23 protein-coding genes are annotated in these 21,935 nt (G+C 50.7%); 7 read left to right on the top strand and 16 right to left on the bottom strand.

What is annotated here, in order from left to right:
* The first annotated feature begins 14 nt into the window (after positions 1–14).
* Positions 15–1,469 (top strand): aminotransferase-like domain-containing protein, encoded by a 1,455-nt coding sequence (locus M2404_RS01860; protein WP_259237918.1) that lies wholly within the window; start codon positions 15–17, stop codon positions 1,467–1,469.
* On the opposite strand, the gene M2404_RS01855 is transcribed toward M2404_RS01860, so the two are convergent.
* The 8 genes from M2404_RS01855 to M2404_RS01820 all read right to left on the bottom strand — a co-directional run bounded on the left by M2404_RS01855 (position 1,466) and on the right by M2404_RS01820 (position 9,394).
* Positions 1,466–2,884: an NAD(P)(+) transhydrogenase (Re/Si-specific) subunit beta gene (locus M2404_RS01855; protein ID WP_259237917.1), complete on the bottom strand. Its 1,419-nt coding sequence runs from the start codon at positions 2,882–2,884 to the stop codon at positions 1,466–1,468. The genes M2404_RS01860 and M2404_RS01855 overlap by 4 nt on opposite strands.
* A 3-nt stretch (positions 2,885–2,887) precedes the next feature.
* Positions 2,888–3,202: an NAD(P) transhydrogenase subunit alpha part 2 gene (locus M2404_RS01850; protein WP_215396710.1), complete on the bottom strand. Its 315-nt coding sequence runs from the start codon at positions 3,200–3,202 to the stop codon at positions 2,888–2,890.
* 25 nt (positions 3,203–3,227) lie between these two features.
* Positions 3,228–4,355 carry an NAD(P) transhydrogenase subunit alpha gene (locus M2404_RS01845; protein WP_259237915.1) on the bottom strand — a complete coding sequence of 376 codons (1,128 nt, stop codon included), beginning with the start codon at positions 4,353–4,355 and terminating at the stop codon, positions 3,228–3,230.
* A gap of 68 nt (positions 4,356–4,423) precedes the next feature.
* On the bottom strand, positions 4,424–5,374 hold the full coding sequence (locus tag M2404_RS01840; protein WP_259237914.1) for a tRNA-dihydrouridine synthase: 951 nt from the start codon (positions 5,372–5,374) through the stop codon (positions 4,424–4,426).
* 14 nt (positions 5,375–5,388) lie between these two features.
* Positions 5,389–6,261, bottom strand: a complete 873-nt coding sequence (locus M2404_RS01835; RefSeq protein ID WP_259237913.1) for an HDOD domain-containing protein — start codon at positions 6,259–6,261, stop codon at positions 5,389–5,391.
* 105 nt (positions 6,262–6,366) lie between these two features.
* On the bottom strand, positions 6,367–6,831 hold the full coding sequence (locus M2404_RS01830) for a hypothetical protein (protein ID WP_215396706.1): 465 nt from the start codon (positions 6,829–6,831) through the stop codon (positions 6,367–6,369).
* 115 nt (positions 6,832–6,946) lie between these two features.
* Entirely contained in the window at positions 6,947–8,788 is a 1,842-nt protein-coding gene (locus tag M2404_RS01825; protein WP_259237912.1) for a M48 family metallopeptidase, read from the bottom strand.
* 15 nt (positions 8,789–8,803) lie between these two features.
* Complete coding sequence (locus M2404_RS01820) at positions 8,804–9,394, bottom strand: LemA family protein (protein WP_259237911.1); 591 nt, start codon at positions 9,392–9,394, stop codon at positions 8,804–8,806.
* A gap of 173 nt (positions 9,395–9,567) precedes the next feature.
* Here M2404_RS01820 and glpE point away from each other — a divergent pair, with 173 nt between their 5' ends.
* Positions 9,568–9,894 carry a thiosulfate sulfurtransferase GlpE gene (gene glpE, locus M2404_RS01815; RefSeq protein WP_215396704.1) on the top strand — a complete coding sequence of 109 codons (327 nt, stop codon included), beginning with the start codon at positions 9,568–9,570 and terminating at the stop codon, positions 9,892–9,894.
* On the top strand, positions 9,887–10,717 hold the full coding sequence (gene glpG / locus M2404_RS01810; RefSeq protein ID WP_259237906.1) for a rhomboid family intramembrane serine protease GlpG: 831 nt from the start codon (positions 9,887–9,889) through the stop codon (positions 10,715–10,717). The genes glpE and glpG overlap by 8 nt, the downstream gene beginning before the upstream one ends.
* Positions 10,718–10,737: 20 nt before the next feature.
* Here the strand turns inward: glpG and M2404_RS01805 are convergent, their stop codons facing one another.
* Complete coding sequence (locus M2404_RS01805; protein WP_259237904.1) at positions 10,738–11,145, bottom strand: flagellar basal body-associated protein FliL; 408 nt, start codon at positions 11,143–11,145, stop codon at positions 10,738–10,740.
* A 179-nt stretch (positions 11,146–11,324) separates the two neighbouring features.
* Here M2404_RS01805 and M2404_RS01800 point away from each other — a divergent pair, with 179 nt between their 5' ends.
* Genes M2404_RS01800 through M2404_RS01790 form a run of 3 tightly spaced genes read left to right on the top strand, consistent with a single transcriptional unit; the run spans position 11,325 to position 13,172 of the window.
* A complete protein-coding gene (locus tag M2404_RS01800) occupies positions 11,325–11,852 on the top strand; it encodes a chorismate--pyruvate lyase family protein (protein WP_259237903.1) in 528 nt (175 codons plus the stop codon).
* On the top strand, positions 11,852–12,724 hold the full coding sequence (gene ubiA / locus M2404_RS01795; protein ID WP_259237902.1) for a 4-hydroxybenzoate octaprenyltransferase: 873 nt from the start codon (positions 11,852–11,854) through the stop codon (positions 12,722–12,724). Before M2404_RS01800 ends, ubiA begins: the two co-directional genes overlap by 1 nt.
* A gap of 4 nt (positions 12,725–12,728) precedes the next feature.
* Complete coding sequence (locus M2404_RS01790; protein WP_259237901.1) at positions 12,729–13,172, top strand: DUF192 domain-containing protein; 444 nt, start codon at positions 12,729–12,731, stop codon at positions 13,170–13,172.
* A gap of 363 nt (positions 13,173–13,535) precedes the next feature.
* Here the strand turns inward: M2404_RS01790 and M2404_RS01785 are convergent, their stop codons facing one another.
* The 4 genes from M2404_RS01785 to M2404_RS01770 all read right to left on the bottom strand — a co-directional run bounded on the left by M2404_RS01785 (position 13,536) and on the right by M2404_RS01770 (position 18,966).
* The gene (locus M2404_RS01785; protein WP_259237899.1) at positions 13,536–16,649 is read right to left on the bottom strand and encodes an efflux RND transporter permease subunit; all 3,114 of its coding nucleotides are present in this window, start codon (positions 16,647–16,649) and stop codon (positions 13,536–13,538) included.
* Between the two features lie 11 nt (positions 16,650–16,660).
* Positions 16,661–17,887, bottom strand: coding sequence for an efflux RND transporter periplasmic adaptor subunit (locus M2404_RS01780; RefSeq protein ID WP_259237898.1), 1,227 nt, complete (start codon positions 17,885–17,887; stop codon positions 16,661–16,663).
* 64 nt (positions 17,888–17,951) lie between these two features.
* Positions 17,952–18,329, bottom strand: a complete 378-nt coding sequence (locus M2404_RS01775; RefSeq protein ID WP_259237896.1) for a hypothetical protein — start codon at positions 18,327–18,329, stop codon at positions 17,952–17,954.
* 19 nt (positions 18,330–18,348) lie between these two features.
* The gene (locus M2404_RS01770; protein WP_259237895.1) at positions 18,349–18,966 is read right to left on the bottom strand and encodes a 2OG-Fe(II) oxygenase; all 618 of its coding nucleotides are present in this window, start codon (positions 18,964–18,966) and stop codon (positions 18,349–18,351) included.
* 107 nt (positions 18,967–19,073) lie between these two features.
* Between M2404_RS01770 and M2404_RS01765 the strand changes: the two genes are divergently transcribed.
* Positions 19,074–19,697 carry a flavin reductase family protein gene (locus M2404_RS01765; protein WP_259237894.1) on the top strand — a complete coding sequence of 208 codons (624 nt, stop codon included), beginning with the start codon at positions 19,074–19,076 and terminating at the stop codon, positions 19,695–19,697.
* Positions 19,698–19,864: 167 nt separating this feature from the next.
* On the opposite strand, the gene M2404_RS01760 is transcribed toward M2404_RS01765, so the two are convergent.
* From M2404_RS01760 to M2404_RS01750, 3 genes are read right to left on the bottom strand one after another with little or no spacing between them, the layout of a single operon-like run.
* The gene (locus M2404_RS01760) at positions 19,865–20,737 is read right to left on the bottom strand and encodes a hypothetical protein (RefSeq protein WP_259237892.1); all 873 of its coding nucleotides are present in this window, start codon (positions 20,735–20,737) and stop codon (positions 19,865–19,867) included.
* Entirely contained in the window at positions 20,734–21,378 is a 645-nt protein-coding gene (locus M2404_RS01755; protein WP_259237891.1) for a hypothetical protein, read from the bottom strand. Before M2404_RS01755 ends, M2404_RS01760 begins: the two co-directional genes overlap by 4 nt.
* Positions 21,353–21,913: an RNA polymerase sigma factor gene (locus M2404_RS01750; protein ID WP_259237889.1), complete on the bottom strand. Its 561-nt coding sequence runs from the start codon at positions 21,911–21,913 to the stop codon at positions 21,353–21,355. The genes M2404_RS01755 and M2404_RS01750 overlap by 26 nt, the downstream gene beginning before the upstream one ends.
* Positions 21,914–21,935: the final 22 nt, after the last annotated feature.

The raw sequence follows: 21,935 nt of genomic DNA, 5'->3' as shown, positions 1-21,935 counted from the left end.
TAAAAGGAAGGCGTGTGGGTTTTCGTTATCAACAGCTGGCTGCCGAGCTGCAACAACAAATAGAGCAGGGCCAATATGGCTGCGGTGACCGCCTGCCGGGTGTGCGTGAGCTGGCCAAACGCCGGGCCGTAAGTGTGTCTACCGTGGTGGCAAGTTACCGGCGGCTGGAGGCCGACGGCTATTTACAGGCCAGTAGTCGCAGCGGTTATTTTGTTAAACCACGTTATCAGCCTCCGGCACTTAGTAGCACACTACAGCAAGTGGCCGGGCCCGTTACTGTTTGTAGCCAGCAGATAGCTTTGTCGTTGTCTAAGGCCGCAGCCGATCCGGCTTACATGCGCTTAGGTGCTGCTGTACCGGCGGCGGTTTATCTGCCACAACACGCGCTACAAAAAGTGCTGCAACAGGTAATTAAAACTGAACCGGCGCGCTTAATGCGCTATGAAGCCAGCCGCGGCGCAGCCGAACTACGCCATGAAATTGCCCGGCGTATGGCGTTACAGGGTGCTGTGGTATCGCAGGACGATGTCATTATTACCAATGGCTGCCAGGAAGCGCTGATGCTGAGTTTAAAGGCCGTAACTCAGCCTGGCGATGTGGTCGTGATAGAGTCACCGGCGTTTTATGGCCTGCTACAGGCGCTGGAAGCTGCTGGTTTAAAAGCGCTGGCACTGCCCACCGACGTGCAAACCGGCATGGCACCTGACGTACTGGAGCAGGCCCTTGAGCAGTGGCCGGTAAAGGCCTGTGTGCTGATTGCCAACTACAGTAACCCATTGGGCAGCCTGATCCCGGACAGCAATAAAAAGCGCATAGTACAATTGCTGGCAAAGCGTGGCATAGCACTGATAGAAGATGATACCTATGGCGATTTAGGCTTTACCGGACCTCGGCCCGGCAGCTTTCTGGCGCTGGCGCCAAAGCAGGATATTTTTTACTGCAGCACTTTTTCTAAAACCCTGTCGCCGGATTTACGCCTGGGCTGGGTAATAGCGCCCAAACATACCGCGAAGCTCGAATACCTGAAATTTATCAGTAATATAAGTACGGCAGCTTTGCCACAATTGGCGGTGGCAAAGCTGTTGCAAAGCGGCCAGTATGAGCGGCATTTGCGTCAGGTACGGCCGCAGTATGAAGCGGCGGTGCAGCGTATCAGCAGCAGTATTGGCCGCTTGTTTCCACCTGGCACCCGCGTTAGCCAGCCACAGGGCGGTTTTGTACTCTGGGTAGAGCTGCCACAAGGCACAGATGCTTATCTGTTAACACAGCAGGCGCTGGCAGAAAAAATCAGCATAGCGCCAGGCACCATATTTTCGCCCACCGCACCGGCCGGTAAAGCACGCTACGGTAATTTTATCCGCTTAAACTGTGCAGTAGCACAGGATGCACGGCTGGAGCGGGCATTACAAACACTTGGGCAGTTGTGCCAACAGCAGCTAAACCAGCAAAGATTTAACGGTACCGGTTAATGCCCGCCGCCCAGTGATTTAATCGCCTGGATCATGGCTACCATCACCTTTTGTGCATCGCCGTATATCATTTGCGTGTTATCGGCATAAAACAGCGCGTTTTCTACGCCGGAATAACCTTTACCCTGGCCACGTTTTACCACGTATACCTGTTTGGCCATATCAACATTTAATACCGGCATGCCGTAAATCGGCGAGCTTTTATTGCTGCGGGCGGCCGGGTTTACTGTGTCATTGGCGCCAATGACTATGGCTACATCGGCTTCTTTAAACTCGCCGTTAATATCTTCCATATCAAAGATAATGTCGTATGGTACGCCGGCTTCAGCCAGCAACACATTCATATGGCCCGGCATGCGGCCTGCTACCGGGTGAATGGCAAATTTTACTTCTACCCCGGCGTCCTGCAGCAGTTTTACCAGCTCGTACAGTTTATGTTGTGCCTGCGCCACGGCTAAGCCATAGCCAGGTGCAATAATTACTTTACCGGCGTAGCGCATATTAATACCTGCGTCGCTGGCATCAACCGGTTTCTGGCTACCGGTAATATCGCCCTGGGCTTCTTCGCTAACGGCACCAAAATTAGAAAACAGTACATTGGCCACTGAGCGGTTCATCGCTTTGGCCATCAGTAGGGTAAGTAAGGAGCCTGCCGAGCCGACCACCATACCGGCTATCATCAGTGCCGGGTTATTCAGTACATAGCCTTCAAAGCCAACAGCTAAGCCGGTAAAGGCGTTGTACAACGAAATAACCACCGGCATATCGGCGCCGCCAATCGGCATGGTCATCATTACGCCGTAAATCAGTGCTAACGCAAAAAAGATAGCAAATACCGGCCAGCTAACCATGCCGCCATGCCAGATAATGTAAGCGCCAATGGCCAGCAACACGAATAACAGACTGCCGTTTACCAGTTGCAAGGCACCAAAACGCAGGGTTTTATTGATACGGCCATCCAGTTTAGCCCAGGCGATAAGCGAGCCGGATAACGCAACAGCGCCAATTAGCCCGCCCAGCACAGCCAGGCTTAGTGACACAGTGCCGTGAGTTTTGTAGCCAATCAGCTCTATGGCGGCAATCGCCGCTGCTGCACCGCCGCCCATACCGTTATACAGTGCTACCATTTGCGGCATGTCAGTCATTGCTACTTTTTTACCGCTACGCCAGGCCCAGCCCAGGCCCAGAGCCAGGGCAATCAGTGCCAGTGTCAGGTTAGTGCTAAGATGCGGCTTGGCCGCCTCGTTAACATCCAGCGTATACAAAAAGCTGGCCAGCACGGCCAGTACCATACCGGCACCGGCAACCACAATACCTGAGCGGGCAGTAAGGGGAGACGACATACGCTTTAAACCGTAAATAAACAAAAAAGCGGCAATAAAATAGCTGCTGTCGATGAGTAAAGCTGCGTTCATGCCTTACTCCTTGTTGGTTTTGCCGGACGGTTTAAACATTTGCAGCATGCGCTCGGTTACCACATAACCACCGGCAGCATTGCCTGCACCTAACAGTACGCCAAGAAAACCGATGATCTGCTCGGGTAATGAGCTGGCATTTAGCAATGCCCACAGCGCGCCAACCACCACAATGCCGTGAATAAAGTTAGAGCCGGACATCAGTGGTGTGTGCAAAATAGCCGGTACGCGGCCGATAATTTCAAAACCGGTAAATGCAGCCAGCATAAAAATATATAGCGCGACAAAGCCGGTTAATATAGTGGTGGTGTAGTCCATAATGCTCCCCAAAAATAATGCTGTGTTATTGTTGTTCCAGCGCAGTTTTTACTGCTGCCGGTTTGATCTCACCCTGATGTGTCAGTATGGTTTTTGCCTGAACTTCGTCATCCCAATCCAGTTTAATTTCGCCATCTGCAATAAACAGCTGCAGTAAATTCAGCAGATTCTTGGCGTATAGCTCTGAGGCATGTTCTGCCAGCATAGAAGGTACATTTAACGGTGCCATTATCGTTGCCAGGCCTTGTTCTAAGGTTTCACCCGGTATGCTGTATTCGCAGTTGCCACCACCTTCAGCGGCTAAATCAATGATCACGGCGCCTGGTTTCATGCCGTCAACCTGGGTTTTGCTAATCAGCTTCGGTGAGGGCCGACCGGGTATAGCTGCCGTAGTAATAACAATATCGGCCTGCTGAATATGCCGGGTTACTACGCTGGCAATTTTGTCTTTCTCTTGTTGCGTTAACTCGCGGGCATAGCCACCCTCACCGCGGGCATCAACGCCGGTATCAACAAATTTGGCGCCTAAAGATTCCGCCTGCTCCTTGGTTTCTGGCCGCACGTCATAGCCTTCCGTTATTGCCCCTAAACGCCGGGCAGTGGCTAAGGCTTGCAAACCGGCTACACCGAGGCCCATTACCAAACAGCGTGCCGGGCGGATTGAGCCCACGGCGGTAGTCATCATCGGTAAAATGCGCGCCAGCTTAGTGGCCCCGAGTAGTGCGCCATAGTAACCGGCTAATGCCGCCTGCGACGATAGCGCATCCATGGCCTGAGCACGGCTGATACGTGGTACCTGCTCCATAGCAAAGCAGGTTATGTGCTTATCGCGCAGTAAACGGGTAAGGTCGGGTTCTTTGTGTGGATAAACAAAGCTAAGCAAAATACAGCCGGGTGGCATCAGGTTAATTTGCTCAGTGGTAGGGGGCTGTACTGACAGCACTATATTGGCTGTTGCCAGCAGCTCTTGCTCTGTATTAACAAAATGCACTGCAGTATAGGCGCTGTCGGGTAATTTGCTGCTAAGGCCTGCGCCGCTGAGCAGGCTGATCCTGCAGCCCAGTTTACTCAACTTATCTGCCACGGCGGGCACCATGGCAACACGTTTTTCGTGTGGCCGGCTTTCCTTCAGCACGGCAACCTGTATTGGCATAAAGCACACTCCTTAAACTAACTGTCTGAGGAGTATAGCCTTTATAAAAAACTTTGCGTCAAAACACTCTAAGCTTGCTGGCTGTGCAACAATGCCTGATTTAATGTCGCCAGAATGTCGCTGCTTTTACGCAACAGCCGTAGTTGTTGAAATAAGTCAGCCGCTTGCGGGTATTGCAACTTTAAATAGCTGAACCACTGTTTAATACGGTTAGCATAATACTGGCCTTTGTCACCGCTGATCTCAAATTCAGAGTAGCGCATCAGCAGCTCCAGTACCTGCGGCCAGGGCATAGCAGCTACGCCGGTACGGATACTTTGTGCCAGGTTTGGCATGGCCAGTGCGCCACGGCCGAGCATAATGTCGCTGCAATCGGCCTGTTGCTGGCACAACGCAGCATCGGCGGCATTCCAAATCTCACCGTTTGCCACCAGCGGAATAGCTGTTTGTTGTTTAATTTTTGCTATCCATGGCCAGTAAGCCGGTGGCCGGTAACCGTCACTTTTGGTACGGGCATGCACGGTAAGCATGCTGGCGCCAGCACTGGCAATAGCAGCTGCATTGGCCAGCGTTAGGCTGGTGTCGTCATAGCCGAGGCGAATTTTGGCACTGACAGGAAACTGCGTAGGCACAGCATCACGCACCGCTTTAACTATACGGTACAGTTGCTCGGTTTCTTTTAGCAGCACAGCACCACCACGGCTTTTGTTTACTGCTTTAGCCGGGCAACCAAAGTTTAAATCAACCCCTGGCGAGCCCAGTTCTACTGCTCGCACGGCATTTTCGGCCAGCCAGTTTGGGTCTTGCCCCAGCAACTGTACCCTTACCGGCGTACCGGCAAAGGTTCTGCCGCCGTTTTGCAGCTCAGGGCAAAAGCGGGTAAAAACCCGGGCTGGTAATTTTTGATCGACTATGCGGATAAACTCGGTAATACATAAGTCGTAGCCGCCAATGCGCGTTAGCATATCGCGCATAAGATGATCGACTACGCCTTCCATCGGCGCCAGTATAATTTGCATCAGCTTTGGGTCGGTCAGACAGAGTAAATGGTGTTGATCTGTTGGCGGTGCAGCAATTCTGCCAGTTCAGGCAACTGCAACGGTTCCATATCCAACACTTCGAGAATAGCGCTTTTATGCAGCTCCCATTCCGGGTCCAGCGTAATATTAAACAGCTGGCGGCTTTCGCCACTGAAGTGCTCTGCCAGTTTTAACAGTGCAAACAGCTGCTTTTCCAGTTCGCTGTCGCTTTCCAGCATCAGTGCCGGGCTGTGATGATAAGCAATAACATTACACAGCTCTGGCGTTAAACCCCATGACTGGGCTACCAGATAACCCACTACCTCATGGCAGGTATGAAAATACTGTTCTTCAATTTCACTGTAACCGCGGCCCTGCTGCAGGCCTTGCTGCATTAATTGTTCGTAGTTACTTACCTGCTGTTGAATAAGGGCAATACCGGCGTTATGAAACAAACCCAGACTGTAGCAGTCGTCCTGAATGTCCTGGCTGAAGTTAAAATGCTTGGCTAGTGTCATGGCAATATTGCCGGTTTGCAAAGCGCTGGACCACAATTTTAAGCTGAATTTATCATCCCGTCCTTCCGACAGGGTAAAGCGCACTAGTACGCTGCGCACCAGTTTTAATACCCGGCTCACGCCAAGAAATTTGCAGGCATGCTCTACAGAGGTAATTTTGTGCCGCAGGCCGAAAAAAGCGGAGTTCACTACTTTTAACGTAAAGCCGGCAATACCGATATCCAGGTTTATCAGCGCCGCGATACGTTTAATGTTAGGCTCAGGCAAATCCAGCTGTTGCTGAATATGCTGCAGGATCTCCGGTTGCGGTGGTATGGTAAAGCCATCTAACGCTTGTTCAATTGCTGACATATCAATGGCATGCGCCATAACACCTTCTCCGGTAACAAACTGCCAACCCAGCGGCTAATAGTAAAAGCCGTTAGGGGGAAATGCAAAATAGTTTTAGGGTATTTATTGCCGTTACTATGTCTGCTACGAGTCGAGATAGGGGCGGCCAGACATCAACTGCTGTGCCAGTTGCTGTTCGTTTTGTTGTTCATTCAGCTGCAGATCATTAAATTGCACATCGAACTGGATCAGTTCTTCATCACCCAAATGTTGGGCGATTAAGCGATCGGGTACCTGGCCAACCTGGCGGTAGGCATTAATGGCAACCTGAGCGGCTTGTTCCATTAATAATAAAAAATGGCCTAGTGGGAATTGCTGGAAGATGTCGGCATCCAGGTGGGCCCAGCCGAGTAAATCGCCACTGATAGCGCCATCGGCATGATCGGTAAACATCATAGATACGGCCGGGCATGACGGGTTTTCACCTACCTGATATTGTTCGGCATCTTCGCTGTTAAACAGCAATACATAGCCAAAACTCGGGCTGCCCTCAGCATCCATCTCGTCAAATGACGTATCGTACATCAAAAATAATCGATTATCGGTCATGACGTTTTCCTGCTGAAAAATGGCCGCTAATTTTACCTGAAATTAAGCAGATGCTAAAGGGCGAACGGTAATGATAATGGCAATACCGGCTGATATTGCCATTATCAGCGGTAAATTACGTTTCGCTCTGGTAGGGTATTTCCAGTAACAGCGCCAATGCCAGCAATAATGCCTGCTCTTCAGTTAAAAGCAGTTTATCGGCCTTTACACCAGCTTCAATAGCTTGCCACAGCTGTTGTTTTTGCTGAGGCGCCAGTGCGAGCAACTGCGGTAACTGCATGCTCAGGTTGGGAAAGTTGAAGTCGGGCTTTATGTTGTCTGCGGTAAAAGGCAGTGTGGCAATAGCAGCCTGCCAGGCTTGTTGTTGCTTGGCTGCGTCACCGGCAACCTGGCTTACCAGGGAGAGCAGTGAGCTTACTGCAGGTGCCAGTTGGGCCAGGGTTTTACCTGAGTATTTACGGTTTATCTGGTCCGGGTCAAATTGCACAGCCACGCTGTGTTCTACAAATTCCCGGGCCAGCCAGCTACTGATATCCACAGCACCAGCGGCGTGCATCAGTGCCTGCAATAATTGCTCAAACTGGCGGAATTTGCTTTCGGATAAGGTTTTCAGCGCCGGGATCAACCGCTGCAATAGCTGTACCTGTTGCAGCGCATCAAGGCTTGCCACACTGTCACACAACTGATCGGTTTGTTGCAAAAAACTGGCAGACCCCAGCTCTTTAATCAGCCTTAATTGGTTTTGGCGGATATCGTGATCTTGCTGCAGCAGTAAACAACATACCAGTGCCGTGGCGGGTTCTGTTTGGCGGCTGCTGTGTAGCAATAGTAAAGGTAAAGCCTGTTGCAAGCGCTCAGCATTAGTGGGCTTGGCATCCGTGGTGCTGGCGCTGGCATCAACTGCAGTTTGTGCAGGGCGTGCAGTGGGGTATTTGCCGTTCCAGTGTGGTTCCAGCCGTTTTATCCGCGTGGACAGTGGTGGGTGAGTAGCAAAAATAGAGGCCCAGCGGCTTATTGCTTCACCAAAAAACAGATGGCTGTTTTCATCGGCATTCTGGTTTTTTATTTTACTTGAGCTGCTATGGCTGCCAATAGCTTTTAACGCACCGGCTATACCGCGCGGGTTGCGGGTAAACTGTACAGCAGAGGCATCTGCCAGAAATTCGCGCTGGCGGCTCACTGCAGCTTTAATCAGATTGCCAAAAAAAGAGCCTACATAACCTATTACCACTAAACCCAGTGCTAACAGCACTATACCGCCGCCATTATTTTTACTGTTGCCGGATGAGCGGCTACTGGCGCGTATGGCGCCGGCTCTGCTGCTACCGCGCAGCATGTAGTAACCAATATGCCCGAGAAACAGAATACCGTTTAAGATGGCAATAAGACGGATATTCATCCGCATATCGCCGTTTAAAATATGGCTGAATTCGTGTGCTATAACGCCCTGCAATTCTTCGCGGTTTAAGTGTTCGAGGCAGCCCTGGGTAACACCAATCACTGCATCTGCCGGGCTGTAACCTGCGGCAAAGGCATTAATACCTTGTTCGGGCAGTAAATATACCGGTGGCACCGGTGTATTGGCAGCCAGAGCCATTTCTTCAACTACATTAAGTAAGCGCCTTTGCAGCGGGTCCTGGCTGTCGGGTAGTAACCGTATACCACCAAGTGACTCGGCTACAGCTCTACCGCCAGCCTTTAGCTGCTGCCATTTAAACAATACGGCTATGGTTACGGCAGCCAGTACGATAAAACTAACCCAGCCAACCAAATCCCATGGCAGGGTTCGCCACTGCAGGGATGATGATAAAAAAGCAGGGTCAACAAAACCTAAACTAATCAGGGTAATAACGTTGGTTAGCGTTAGCAATAGCAGTACCGCCAGCGTAAACAACACCACTAAAATACGGGTATTACGCCGGGCTAAATCCTGCTGGGCAAAAAAGTTACTGCTCATATTTTGCCGCGTTGTTTAAAAACTGACTTTAGGCGCGGCCTGAATGGCAGCACTGTCAGCAAACTCCAGCAACTTGGCATCAGCCGCATGGCCAAAGGCAGAGGCTAGCAACACCGGAGGAAAGCTTTGTTTGTAGCTATTGTAATCGGTAACGGCATCGTTAAAGGCCTGACGGGCGAAAGCTACACGGTTTTCGGTACTGGTAAGCTCTTCAGATACTTGCATCATATTCTGGTTCGCTTTTAAATCCGGGTAAGCTTCCATTACCACATTTAAGCGGCTCATGGCACTTTGTAATGCGCCTTCAGCTCCGGCTAACGCGTTAATGGCTCCTGCATCGCCGGGATTGTTTGCTGCCACTTTTAACCCTGCCAGGGCTGCATTTCGGGCGTTTATAACAGCTTCAAGCGTATCACGCTCGTGTGCCATATAGGCCTTGGCTGTTTCAACCAGATTGGGGATCAGGTCGTAGCGGCGTTTTAGCTGTACTTCAATTTGGGCAAAGGCGTTCTGAAAACGGTTTTTCAGTTTTACCAGCTGATTAAAAATGCTGATAACCCAGAATACTATGGCAACTAAAATAGCCAGAATAATCAGGCTGGTCATGATATCTCCAAGGTTATGGTAAAGTAGGTTGCTATTGTTAACAATAATTTAATTAGTGTCCAGCACTTCTTGTTCAGGTTGCATTAAACTGCGATAACCGGCTTGGCTTTGGAGCTGGCTGGTAATTCCTGATGGCTGCGGTATCATAGCCGACCAGACTTTAAGGGGTAAGCATGAGCGATTTTCAACATATTTCTGTGGCAAAAACGGCTGAGTTAATGGCTGCAGGTAAGGTAGTTATTGCCGATATCCGTGATGAGCAAAGTTTTGCAGGTGGCCATATTGATGGTGCTTTTCATCTGACCAATGGCAGCTTAACTGGCTTTATGCAGCAGTATGACTTTGAGCAGCCGGTAGTGGTGGTATGTTACCACGGTAACTCTAGCCAGGGGGCTGCACAATATTTAGCTCAGCAGGGCTTTGAGCAGGTGTACAGCATGGATGGTGGCTTTGAAAGCTGGCGCCAACAGTTACCTTTTGTGAGTGGCGACAGTGCATAAATTTGCCGAGTTAAATTCTGCTCAGGCGGCACAACTGTTTGCTGCTTATTGTGTAGCACAGGGGCTTGAGGTTACTGCGGTGGTGCAGCAGTCAACGCTGGCAGAACTGTATGGTGCAACAGAGCAACTGGCCCGGATAGAGCAGGAGTTTGCCCTTTTTTTGCAGCAACCGGCGCATCCGCGGTATCAGGCTGCAGCCTGGCAACTAAGCCAGCCAGACACGCAAAAGTTGCAGCATGATGGCCTGCCTGTATTTAACTGGCGTGAGCTGTGGCGTCAGGCGCCTTTAACATCCGCATTGTTGCTGTTATGTCTGCTGGTATACGTGTGGCAACAGCTGGACTGGCGAGCCAGCAGCGCTGCTTTGCAGCTTACTGAACCCACACAGCTGTGGCGCTGGTTTACACCGATGTTATTGCATTTTTCGTTAACCCATCTGGTATTTAATCTGGCCTGGTGGTTATATCTGGGCCGCCAGTTTGAACAACGGCTGGGGCTGGTGATGTTACTGAACGTTACCCTGTCGGTGGCGCTTGTTTCAAATGCTGCACAGTACTTTATGGTTAATCCTAATTTTGGCGGTTTATCTGGTGTCGTGTACGGCTTGTTCGGTTATTTCTGGATAGCCGGCCGGTTAAACCCGGCGCAGGGTTTGTATATCAGTCCGGGGCTGGTAGGTTTTATGCTGTTGTGGTTATTGCTGGGGTTTTTCGATGTACTTTGGGTAAGCATGGCAAACTGGGCGCATTTGGGCGGCTTACTTGCCGGTATGGGCTGGGCCTGGGTGCTGCGTAAACACAAAGGCCGTGCGCATGTGCAATAAAGTGCTTACTGATACCGGTGCTACTGATATAGATACTTGGTAAATAAAATATCTCTGATCATGGCGTTGCCGGTTTCTTTTTTCATCGCCTGTTGCAGTTTATCTAAAATTGCCAGGCGAATTTCTTCACGGCCGGTAAGTGACTTTATTTTATCTTCCGGCTGTTTGGTGAAGGTGCCGATAATAAGATCCAGTATCAGTGGCTCGTGATGCTCTATGGCGCTCAGATAAGATTTATCTTCAATCATCAGCTCTACAGTAACACGGATATAACCCAGGCTGCGGCGGTTGCCGGATATGTAGTTAGTAACAATATCAGGGTCAAAACCGTAATAGACAATTTCTTTCGGTTGCTGTGCAACAGCCGGGTGTGTTGCAAATAGCAGCGGCACTGACAGCACCAGAGAAAGTAGCAGGCTTTTGATCATAAGTATCACTTTTGGTTGAAGAATAAATGGCGGCAACGACACTAACAGTAGCGTTAAGCGTGGCATTTTACCAGCTAACTTAGTTTACAGTAAGCCGTTTTTCTGTGCTGATTGCGGCTGAAAAGTCAGGCCGAAGTTGCTATGATGCCGCCAGACTTTTAGTTGCAGAATAGATATTTGTGAGCACTCCCCTTATTTCTCTTGCCCGGCACTGGCAGGACGCCAATACCCTGGTGTTACCGGCTGCGTTAGCGCCGTGGATTTTAGAACCCGCCTCGCTGACTGCGCGTTTAAAGCGGCATTGTCAGCATTTTCGTCTGCAGGTATTACAGGAATACAGCGCTGTCTTACCCGAATTTTTACAGCCTTTGCTACCTGACACTACCGCAGTGCAGGTGCGCGAAGTAATTTTGTGGTGCAACGAGATGCCCTGTGTGTATGCGCAAAGCTGGTTACCCGGGCAAACTATCAGCACATTGCGCCCACTGGCCGATTTAGGCGAACGGCCGTTAGGCGACTACATTTTTCAGCATCAGAGCCTGCAGCGCGGCACTATTGAGGCTGCACAACTTGACGTGATGCTGCCGCAACTGAATATTGCTGCCTACTGTTATGTACGCCGCTCGGTATTTCAGCTGGAAGGCCAGCCACTGCTGGTGGCTGAAGCATTTTTGCCTGATATCAATAAACTGGAAGCGACCTTGTAATGAAACTGGCGCTAAATTGGGCTCACCGTAATTATTACCTGCAACTGATGCGGGTAAATAAGCCGATAGGTACATATTTGCTGTTATGGCCCACCTGGTGGGCACTGTGGCTGGCAGCCAACGGGCCGCCGCCGCTGTATTTACTGCTGGTATTTAGCTTAGGTGTGCTGTTAATGCGCGCCGCCGGTTGCGTCATTAACGACTATGCTGATCGTAAATGGGACGGCGCGGTAGAACGCACTAAACAGCGGCCTTTGGCCAGCGGTGCAATAAGCAGTAATGAAGCGCTGCAGTTATTCGCGCTGCTGGTGTTGCTGTCTGCCGGTTTATTGCTGTTTTTAAACTGGCAAACGGTATTGTTATCGGTAGTGGCTTTACTGCTGGCGGCAGTGTATCCGTTTATGAAACGTTACACCCATTTACCGCAGGTGGTGCTTGGCGCGGCGTTTAGTTGGGGTATGCCAATGGCGTTTATGGCGATTCAGTTGCAATTACCGCCGCTGCTGTGGCTGTTGTATCTGGCTAATCTGCTATGGACAGTAGCTTATGACACCTACTATGCACTGGTAGACCGGCCGGATGATCTGAAAGTAGGTATTAAATCTACCGCCATTTTATTTGGCAAATATGCCTTGCCTATTATTGCGCTGCTGCAGTTGTGTACCTTACTGTTGCTGGTTGCTGTAGGGTATCTGGCGCAATTGCATTTAGTGTTCTACCTCAGCCTTATTGCTGCAGCTGGTTGTTTTATCTATCAGTATATTATTGCCAGACGCAGCAGTCAGGGCTGTTTTAGTGCGTTTTTGCACAATCACTATGTAGGCATACTGGTGTTCGCCGGTATTGCTTTAAGTTACCAGTTACAAGGATAAACCGATGATCAAACGATTTTTAGCTGTGCTGGCTTTGGCAATGCCGCTATTGGCTTGTGCTGTACCGGCAGATGAGCGGGAAGTATTTAGTTTGGTGCCGTTGCAACTGGGTGAGCAATTAATTCAGGTGCAACTGGCAGATACACCGCAAAAACGCGCGCAGGGGCTGATGTTTCAGCAAAGTGCAGACCCCGGCATGTTATTGCTGTACCGCGAGCCGCGAGAGATTGCACTGTGGATGCTAAATACCTCTATGCCGCTGGATGTGGCTTATATTGATGCCAACTGGACGATAGCAGAGCTGATTACGCTTGAACCCTATGATGAAACACCTGTGCCATCAAAGCAGCCGGTAATAGCCGCGCTGGAGATGCCGCGCGGCTGGTTTGCCAAGCATGGCGTAGCGGTTGGGCAGAAAGTAAGCCTGAACCCTGAAACTAAACCCTGACAATATTGCTTTAATCCAGAAACAGGGAGTACTGCCCCGATAGCGCAGTCTCAGACCTTTTCGCGCCAGCGAAGGCGGGTAACAAATTCGTCGGGAACGAATTTGGTCAGCGTAACTGGCCCGCCTGGTTGAGGGCAGGATTGCCAGAAACCCTGCTGAGGCGAGCAGATCGGGGCAGTACTCCCGGCATATATGCGCTTAAACCTGTATCAGTGAAAGCGCGAGGATGCCACGACCCTATTTGGCTCGCCACAGCAACTCGCCCTTTTGCCTGCGGCAGGGCTCAGACACTCTGTGGCGTCCAAATCGGGCATGCCATCCTCAGAAAAAGATCTGCTTAGCCTTTAAGTTTTGCTGTCCTTATCATTTTTCCGGTAATGCGCGGCGCAGCAGCAAAAAATACAATACCGGCATCAGCAACATCGACACCAGCGGTGCGGCCAGCATACCGCCCAGCATAGGTGCGGCAATGCGCTGCATAACCTCATTACCGGCACCACTGCCCAGCATTACCGGCAGTAAACTGACAATAATAGTCAGCACCGTCATCGCTTTTGGCCTTACCCGCTGCACAGCACCCTGCATAATGGCTTGCCAGAGCTGCTGCTGATTTTGTGGTTTTACCTCCTCCACGGCGCGCTTTAAATACAGCAACATAACTACCGCAAATTCGGCCGCCACGCCTCCTAAAGCAATTAAACCCACGGCAACCGTTACCGACAGCTGATAATCCAGCAAATACAACAGCCATAAGCTACCGCTAAGGGCAAAGGGTAAAGTAACCAGCACCAGCAGCACATCGCTAAAACGTCGGAAGGTTAAGTACAGCAGCAACACAATAAGCAGTAACGTAAAGGGCAGCAGTTGCTGCAAACGCTGTGTTACCCGTTCCAGGTATTCATACTGGCCGCCGATACTTACACTAACCTGGGGAGCAAAGCGCTGTTCTGCCAGCAACTGCTGCAACTGCGCAATATAAGTACCCAGCCGGGTTTCGGCCGGTAAGTCGATATAAACCCAACTGGTTAAACGGGCGTTTTCCGCGCGGATCATTACCGGGCCTTTTACTACCTCTACCTTTGCTACCTGCTCCAGCAACAGGTAGGCACCGTCTGCGGTTTGCAAAGGTAAGCGGCGGATATCGTCCGGGTGGCTGCGGCTGTCGCGCGGGAAGCGCAGGCTGATATCATAGCGCTCGCGGCCCTGAATACTTTGTGCCACCGGCGCGCCGCCAATAGCAAAAGCCACATATTGCTGCAGTTCGCTAAGTGTCAGGCCGTAGCGGCCTAGTTGCTGTAAGTCAGGTGTGATTTGTAAGTACAAACCATCTTCGGTGCGCTCGGCAAATACCGAGCGGCTGCCCGGCAGTTGCTTGATCTGACTTTCCAGCTGTTGCGCTGTTTGTGAAATAGTGGCCAGGTCCGGGCCGCTGACACGTACACCCAGTGCAGTACGAATGCCGGTAGATAACATATCAATGCGGGTTTTTATTGGTGGCAGCCAGGCATTGGTCAGGCCAGGTACCTGCACAGTGGCGTCCAGCTCGGCAATAATATCATTTAGCGTAACCCCGTCCCGCCACTGGCTTTGTGGTTTTAACTTAATACTGGTTTCCAGCATTGTCAGCGGTGCAGGATCGGTGGCTGTATCCGCTCGGCCACTTTTACCCAGGACTGTGTCGACCTCTGGCACGGTTTTTATTAAACGATCCGTTTGCTGCAGCAGCTTTGCCGCCGTGGCCGGGCTGATACCGGGCAGGGTGGTGGGCATGTACAGCAAATCGCCTTCAGCAAAAGCCGGCATAAACTCGGTAGATAACCGCTGCCAGGGTTGCAAGCTGGAACCTAATGCGAGCAGGCACAGCAGCACCAAGGTTTTCGGAAAACGCAGGCTTAATGTTAGCAGCGGTGTATAAAGCGTAATAAGCAGCCGGCTAAGCGGGTTGCTGTGCTCTGATGGCAGCTTACCGCGTAAAAAGTACAGCATCAGCACCGGGATCAGCGTTACTGCCAACAATGCTGCAGAGGCCATAGCAAAGGTTTTGGTGTAAGCCAGCGGGGCAAATAAGCGGCCTTCCTGCGCTTCCAGCATAAATACCGGTAAAAAACTAACAGTGATAACCAGCAAAGAGAAAAACAGCGCCGGGCCGACATCCAGGCAGGCGTCGATAATGGTCTGCCTAAACTCAGCAGTGCTTAGCGCTTTGCCATTAGCGCGGGCCTGCTCCAGTTTTTTATGGCCGTGCTCTACCATCACAATGGCTGCATCTACCAATGCACCAATGGCAATAGCAATACCGCCCAGGCTCATCACATTGGCATTAATGCCCAGCTTTTGCATCAGCAAAATACTGGCTAACAGTGCCAGTGGCAGGCTGATTACGGCCACTAACGCAGAGCGGGCATGTAATAAAAACACCAGACATACCAGTGCGACTACTGCCATTTCTTCCAGCAGTTTCCGGCTTAAATTGCTAACGGTATTTTCAATCAGCTCGGAGCGGTCATATACCGTTACCAGTTCTGCGCCTTCTGGCAGGCCGTTTTTCAGCTCTGCCAGTTTGCGTTTTACGGCATTAATGGTGCTAAGGGCATTTTCGCCCTGACGCATCACAATAATACCGCCAATCACTTCACCTTCGCCGTTTAGCTCGGCAATGCCACGCCGGGCAGCCGGTACTAACTGCACAGTGCCAATATCAGCTAATGTTAGCGGGTAATCGGCGCTGTTGCGCACGCCAAGCGGCACGGCGGCTAAGTTGTCCAGCGACTGAATATATGCACCCGCCTGCACCAGCAACTCGGTTTCAGCTACTTCAATAATGCCGCCGCCCTGCTGCTGGTTATGGCTGTTAATAGCATTAATCACCTGTGCCAGAGTAACGTTATAGGCGCGCATCAATCGGGGTTCTATTTGCAACTGATAGGTTTTTGCCATGCCGCCGATGCTGGCGACTTCTGCTACACCGCTAACGCTTTGCAACTCAGGTTTAAGGAAAAACTGTTGCAGGCTGCTAAGTTGCTCCAGCGACTGCTGGCCGGTTCTATCCACTAAGGCGTACTGAAATATCCAGCCCACGCCGCTGGCATCGGGCCCTAAGGTAGCTTTGGCGCCAGCAGGCAGTGTGACGGTTTGCAAATACTCCAACACCCTGGTTCGCGCCCAGTAGGGGTCAGTGCCATCTTCAAAAATAACATACAGATAGCTATCATCCGGCATGGAAAAACTGCGTACAGCTTTGGCTTTGGGCACAGCCAGCAACGCACTGGACAGAGGATAGCTGATTTGCTGTTCTATGGTTTCTGGCGTCTGGCCCGGGTAGCTGGTTTTTATAATAACCTGCACGTCAGATAAGTCCGGCAGGGCATCTAATTTAAGTTGCTGGCTGGCCTGATAGCCAAACAGTGCCAGTGCAAAGGTGCTTAGCAAAATTAGTAGCGGGTTTTGCACCGACCAGCGAATAATAGCTTTAATCATTTTCGCTGCTCCTAATGCTGATGACTGCCAGCTGTGCTTTGCGGCAACTGGCTTAAACTGGCTTGGGCATCAAGTAAAAACTGGCCGGATACGACTACCTGCTCACCCTGATGCAAACCGGTTAATATCTGCACATAACCCTGAGCAGTGCTGCCGGTAGTAATATGCCGTACGCTAAAGTTATCGCCATCTTTCACAATTACCCGGCTGCCGTTACCTGATAACAGCACCGCATCGCGCGGCACGGCTAATACATCGCGCAATGGCCCACCGTATAACCGCACCGGCAGTAACATATTGGGTTGTAGTAGTTGCTGTGTGTTGTCTACCGTCATGCGTACTTTACTGCTGCGGCTTTGCGCATCCAGTGCCGGGTAAATAAAATCGACGCGGGTTTCAATACCTGTTACCTGATGTTGGGGAATATCTACCTCGGCACTCATACCTTCACGTAGCCAGCTTTGCTGCGCCTGCGGCACATCGGCCAGTAACCAGACTTTGGCTAAACTGGTGATTTCCATCAGAGTATCGCCGGGGCTGATATACATACCATCGCGCACGTTCAGCATAGTAACCACGCCATCCTGATGGGCATACACGGTTATTTGGTATTGGCTTTGTCTGCTTTGTTGTAGCTGCCTAATATCGTTATCGGTAAGGCCGAGCAGCCTTAAGCGAGTTTCGGCACGTTTTAGCAGGCTGCTGCTGCGCTCGCCATTTTGTTTACTGACAGATAACGCCTGCAGGTAATCGTCCTGTGCTACCAGTAAATCCGGGGCATAATAGCTAAACAGCTTTTCACCGGCTTTAACACGCTGGCCAAGGCTACGCACATATAACTGTTCTATCCAGCCCTCAGCCCGGATATGGCTGTGGTGAATAGCATCCTCCGGGTATTGCACCTGGGCAAAGGTTTCAATAAAGCGCCATAAAGTGCGGGGTACAGCAGCTTCGGTGCGTATTGCCAGCGCTTGTTGCATAGCGCCGTTAACTTCTACGGCTGCTGTAGTTTGTTGGCGCTGCAGCACTAAATCCATGCCGCAAATCGGGCAGTTACCGCTTTCGCCCTTCTGAATATGTGGGTGCATCGGGCAGACATACAGCGGTGTTGTTTGTGGTAATACGCTCTGTTCTGCGGCAGGCGAAGCGGTCTGATGGGGGGGATGGCTATGATCTTGTGCCAATAGGGCAAAGGCCGGTTGCAATAACAGCAAGGTTATAACATAAAAAGTACGCATAATATTTTCCTGAAACAATACAAAGCCGCGTGCAAAAGCACAGCATTAACACGGTTTAATCGGTTCAGGCGTTTATAGGTGGCGGGGGATCTTCAGTAAATAACCACTTTGGCAGGCTGTCAGCGAGCTTTGCAACCGTGTTGTCAGGGCGGATATAGCGAAATAATTCAGTGGCTAACAGTGCACTGGCAGTAGCGCAGTGCTTGGCACAGCAATCGCCTTTGCATTTATGCTGAGCTTGCTCGCAGCAACCATGATCGGTGTCGTCAGGTGCAGCTTTTTGCACACTGTGGCAGGGCATTTCGGCTTCGGCTACCGGTGTTGTATGCTGGTGCTGAGCCATTGCATCGGCCAGCGTATAGGCATGCGCCTGTTGCACCGATCCGCTAAAACCGGATAGTGCCAGAGTAAGCAATAACAAATAGCTAAGTACAGTGCGCATGGCGCTTATCATAGGCGGTTTAACTTGCCGGGTCCAGCACGCCGTTAATGCTGGCATTTTTGCGAAACCAACCGGCAATACTGTAACGGGTATCGATGGCCGGTAGTACTTCATGTGGGAAGCGCTCGCTTTCAAACAAAATCAGGCCGCCTGCGGCGGGCAGAAATTTATCAATCAACTTATCGTGCTCATCGTACAGGGCTAACTCGCCACCCGCGCTAACACTGTTCAGGTAACTTACCGTAGTAAGCACCCGGTTCGAGCGGCCGCTAAAAGCATCAACATGTTTTTGGTAATAATCGCCGTTTTGGTAGCGGGCAAAATGGCATTCAAAATCAAATAAACCTAAAAAACAGCGCCGGTTAAACAGCTGCTGTAACAGTGCCATCTGTGCCAGATATTGCTGCTGCGCTGTGGTGCTGCCATCAAACCACTGGGTGGCATCGCGGCGAATTTGCTGATTTAGCTGATGATCGCCCTGACGGCCAACACCTGCGGGTGCAAACTGTGCTTCATGTTGTGCTTCATGCGCCAGAGCGGTATTTAATTCAGTGCTTAAAAAATCCGGCAGCCAAACCCAGCCGTGCTGATAAAAAGCCTCAATAATAGCGTCACTGGACAAAGCCGGGGCGGACATAGCGATACTCAGAAAATAAACTGCGTTTATTGTCGCTGAAAAAAGCACGCCCATAAAGTGGATTTTGTTACTCTTGGCATCAGGTTAGTTTATGCCAAAGGAAACCCATGTCAGACAGTATCTATTTCTATGAACCCGCCAAAGGCCATGGCTTGCCGCACGACCCTTTTAATGCGCTGGTAGCACCAAGGCCGATAGGCTGGATCTCCACTCAAGACATCCAGGGCAAGCTTAACTTAGCACCCTACAGCTTTTTTAATGCCTTTAACTACACGCCGCCAATTATTGGTTTTGCCAGCACCAGTTACAAAGATACGCTACGCAATATTGAGCAAACCGGTGAGTTTTGCTGGAACCTGGTAACTAAACCGTTAGCAGAGGCGATGAACCAGACCAGTGCCGCCGTTGCACCTGAGGTAGATGAATTTGTGCTGGCCGGTTTAACAGCCAAAGCGTCCAGTATTATCAAGGTGCCGCATGTTGCACAAAGCCCGGTTACCTTTGAATGTAAGCTAAGCCAGATAGTGCAGCTAAGTGCAGCCGATGGCAGCAAAATTACTACCTGGATGGTGTTTGGTGAAGTGGTTGGCGTGCATATTGCGCAGCATTTGCTGGTGGATGGACTATACGACACAGCATCGGCTGAGCCGGTATTGCGCGGTGGCGGCCCGGGCGATTATTTTGTCGCAGATGCCGCAACGCGGTTTCAGCTATTGCGGCCAAAGATTTAATAAAGTAGACGAATGTTTAAGCTGCTCACCTACGTGAGAATCGACTTGCCCTAAGCCAACCGTTGAAGGCATGGATGCCTGAGTCGAGCCCCCATGGATGGGTTCACGGCGCGTTGGCGTGGGCAAGCCGGTTCGTTAGCTGACCGGTTGTAGATTGTTGCGTAAAGCTAAAACTGGTAGCTACTGGTTTTAGCTAGCAAATCTTTGGCTTTAATTTTGCCGGTCATACACTGATTAATATCAGCTTTTTTTACCACCCAGTAATATCGGCCTTCGCTACCACGGTTGTTTACCTGTAAGGTAACGTATTCGTTATCCGGCATATCGCGCAGGCTGGCGCCGTAATCGCACAATACCTGGCTGAATTTTTCGCCCACCGTTTTTACCATAGCTGCAGTTTGCTGTTCTTGTTCAGCCAGCTGTTTAGCGCGTTGTTGCTCCAGCTGTTTACGGCTTAATTCTGCTTCTTTGGACACTTCGGCCAGCTTTTCCTGCAACAGCTTGGTTTTTTGCTGCAGCGTTTGCAGTTCCTGCTGCTGCTCTTTATCCAGCTTGGTCAGATTTTTATTAAATTCTATATCACGCTTGTCGCGTTCAACATCGCGCAGTTCACGCTCTATGGTGCGCTGCTTTTCCGCTATGCGATAGGTTTGCCGGTGCTGATCCTGCATCTGCTCTGCCATCTCTTGCGCGGCCTCGGTGATTCTTTCAATATCGATGCTGTCAAATTCAAACTCAGTTCCCGGCAATGGTGCCGTTGGTGCAACCGGTGCGGCTGGTATGCTGACATTTCTGAACTGAAAAACATGCCGCCCGCCACTGCTGGCTTGAAACAGCAAACCCTGGCCACTTAAGTAACTGTATTGTAGCGACGATAAACGGCTGCTTTCGTTATCCTTAAAAGCGGTTTGCAAAATAGTTTGCAGAATATCGGCATTTTTTTTCAGCGCCGGGCTGACTTCTGCGGCTTGCAATGGCATTAACGCTAAAGCTGCGCCAAAGGTTACGGAATAAAACGGGGTACGGCGTAATGCATTCATGGTTTTACCACTCCGGTATTGGTTGGGCTATAGTAACTGTTGGCAGGGCGGTAACCGGCCTGCATTGGCTGATAGTTTTCCTGCCAGTATTGCCAGTCAGCCTGGCGTTGCTGATTAAGGTATTCCACCAGTTGCAACATATCGCTGCGTTGGTCGCGCTTCAGTTCGTCCTGTAAGTAATCTTTTAGCAGTACCAACTGCGAACTGGTGCTTTGCTGTTGTGTGTCGAGTTGTTGCACCAGCCATTGCTGTTGCTCTTTTTGGTATGCCAGCAGTGCATGGTTTACCGCGTTGTTAATTTCACTTTGGCTGTTGTGCCAGCTAAGCGTAAGGCTGCCATCCTGCAGCTGAAATTTAGCTGGTGACAGGCTAATTAACATGGCCGCACAAGACAGCGCCAGGCTAAGCTGTGGCCACCAACTACGCTGTGGCCTGGGTCTTTGCCACTGTTGGGCAAATACTGCGCTGCTGTCAAAATCCGGTACGGCTTCAAAATGTGGCGCTTTAGCATGGCTTTGCAGTGCCTGAGCATTTTGCATACGGCTATACCAAACAGCATCATGTTGTAATGCGCTGGCACATTGCTGATCGGTAATTTTACCGTCGAGCCAGTCTTCAAAAATTTGCTGATTGTTCGACATGGTCGTCCTCCAACTGCAGGCGCAATTTATCCAGCGCGGCATAAAAACGGGATTTTACAGTGTTACTGGAAATCGCCATTTGGCTGGCAATTTCGTCAAAAGTAAATTGCTGATAAAATTTCAGCTCCAGCACCAGCCGTTGTTCAGCCGGCAAGCTGCGCAACTGCTGCTGCACTTGTTTTTGCTGCTGGTTGCTGGCCAGTTGTTCTGGCAGGCCAGGGGTATCGGCTGGCATTTCAGCCAGTTCATCGTCGTTGTCGCTGTATTTACGGCGGCGCAGCATGTCCATGGCGCGGTAGTTGGCAATACCAAACAGCCAGCTTTTAAAGCTGCTATCGCCACGGTACTGGCCCAGGTTACGGCACAATACTATCAATACATCCTGAAGCAGGTCGTTGGCGTCTTCACGCGAGCCAAGCAAGCGTAAGCCAAAGTAAAACAGCGCACTCTGATGCCGGTTCACCAACTGCTGCCAGGCACGTTGATCACCATTTAACGCTCTGGCAATTAAGCTCTCGTCACTGCGTTTAAACACGATATTGTTATTCTCTGCTGGT

Source organism: Rheinheimera pacifica (assembly GCF_024809855.1).
Lineage (GTDB): Bacteria > Pseudomonadota > Gammaproteobacteria > Enterobacterales > Alteromonadaceae > Alishewanella > Alishewanella pacifica_A.
Note: the sequence above shows the minus strand (reverse complement) of the source record. Positions and strands in the feature narration are given on the sequence as shown.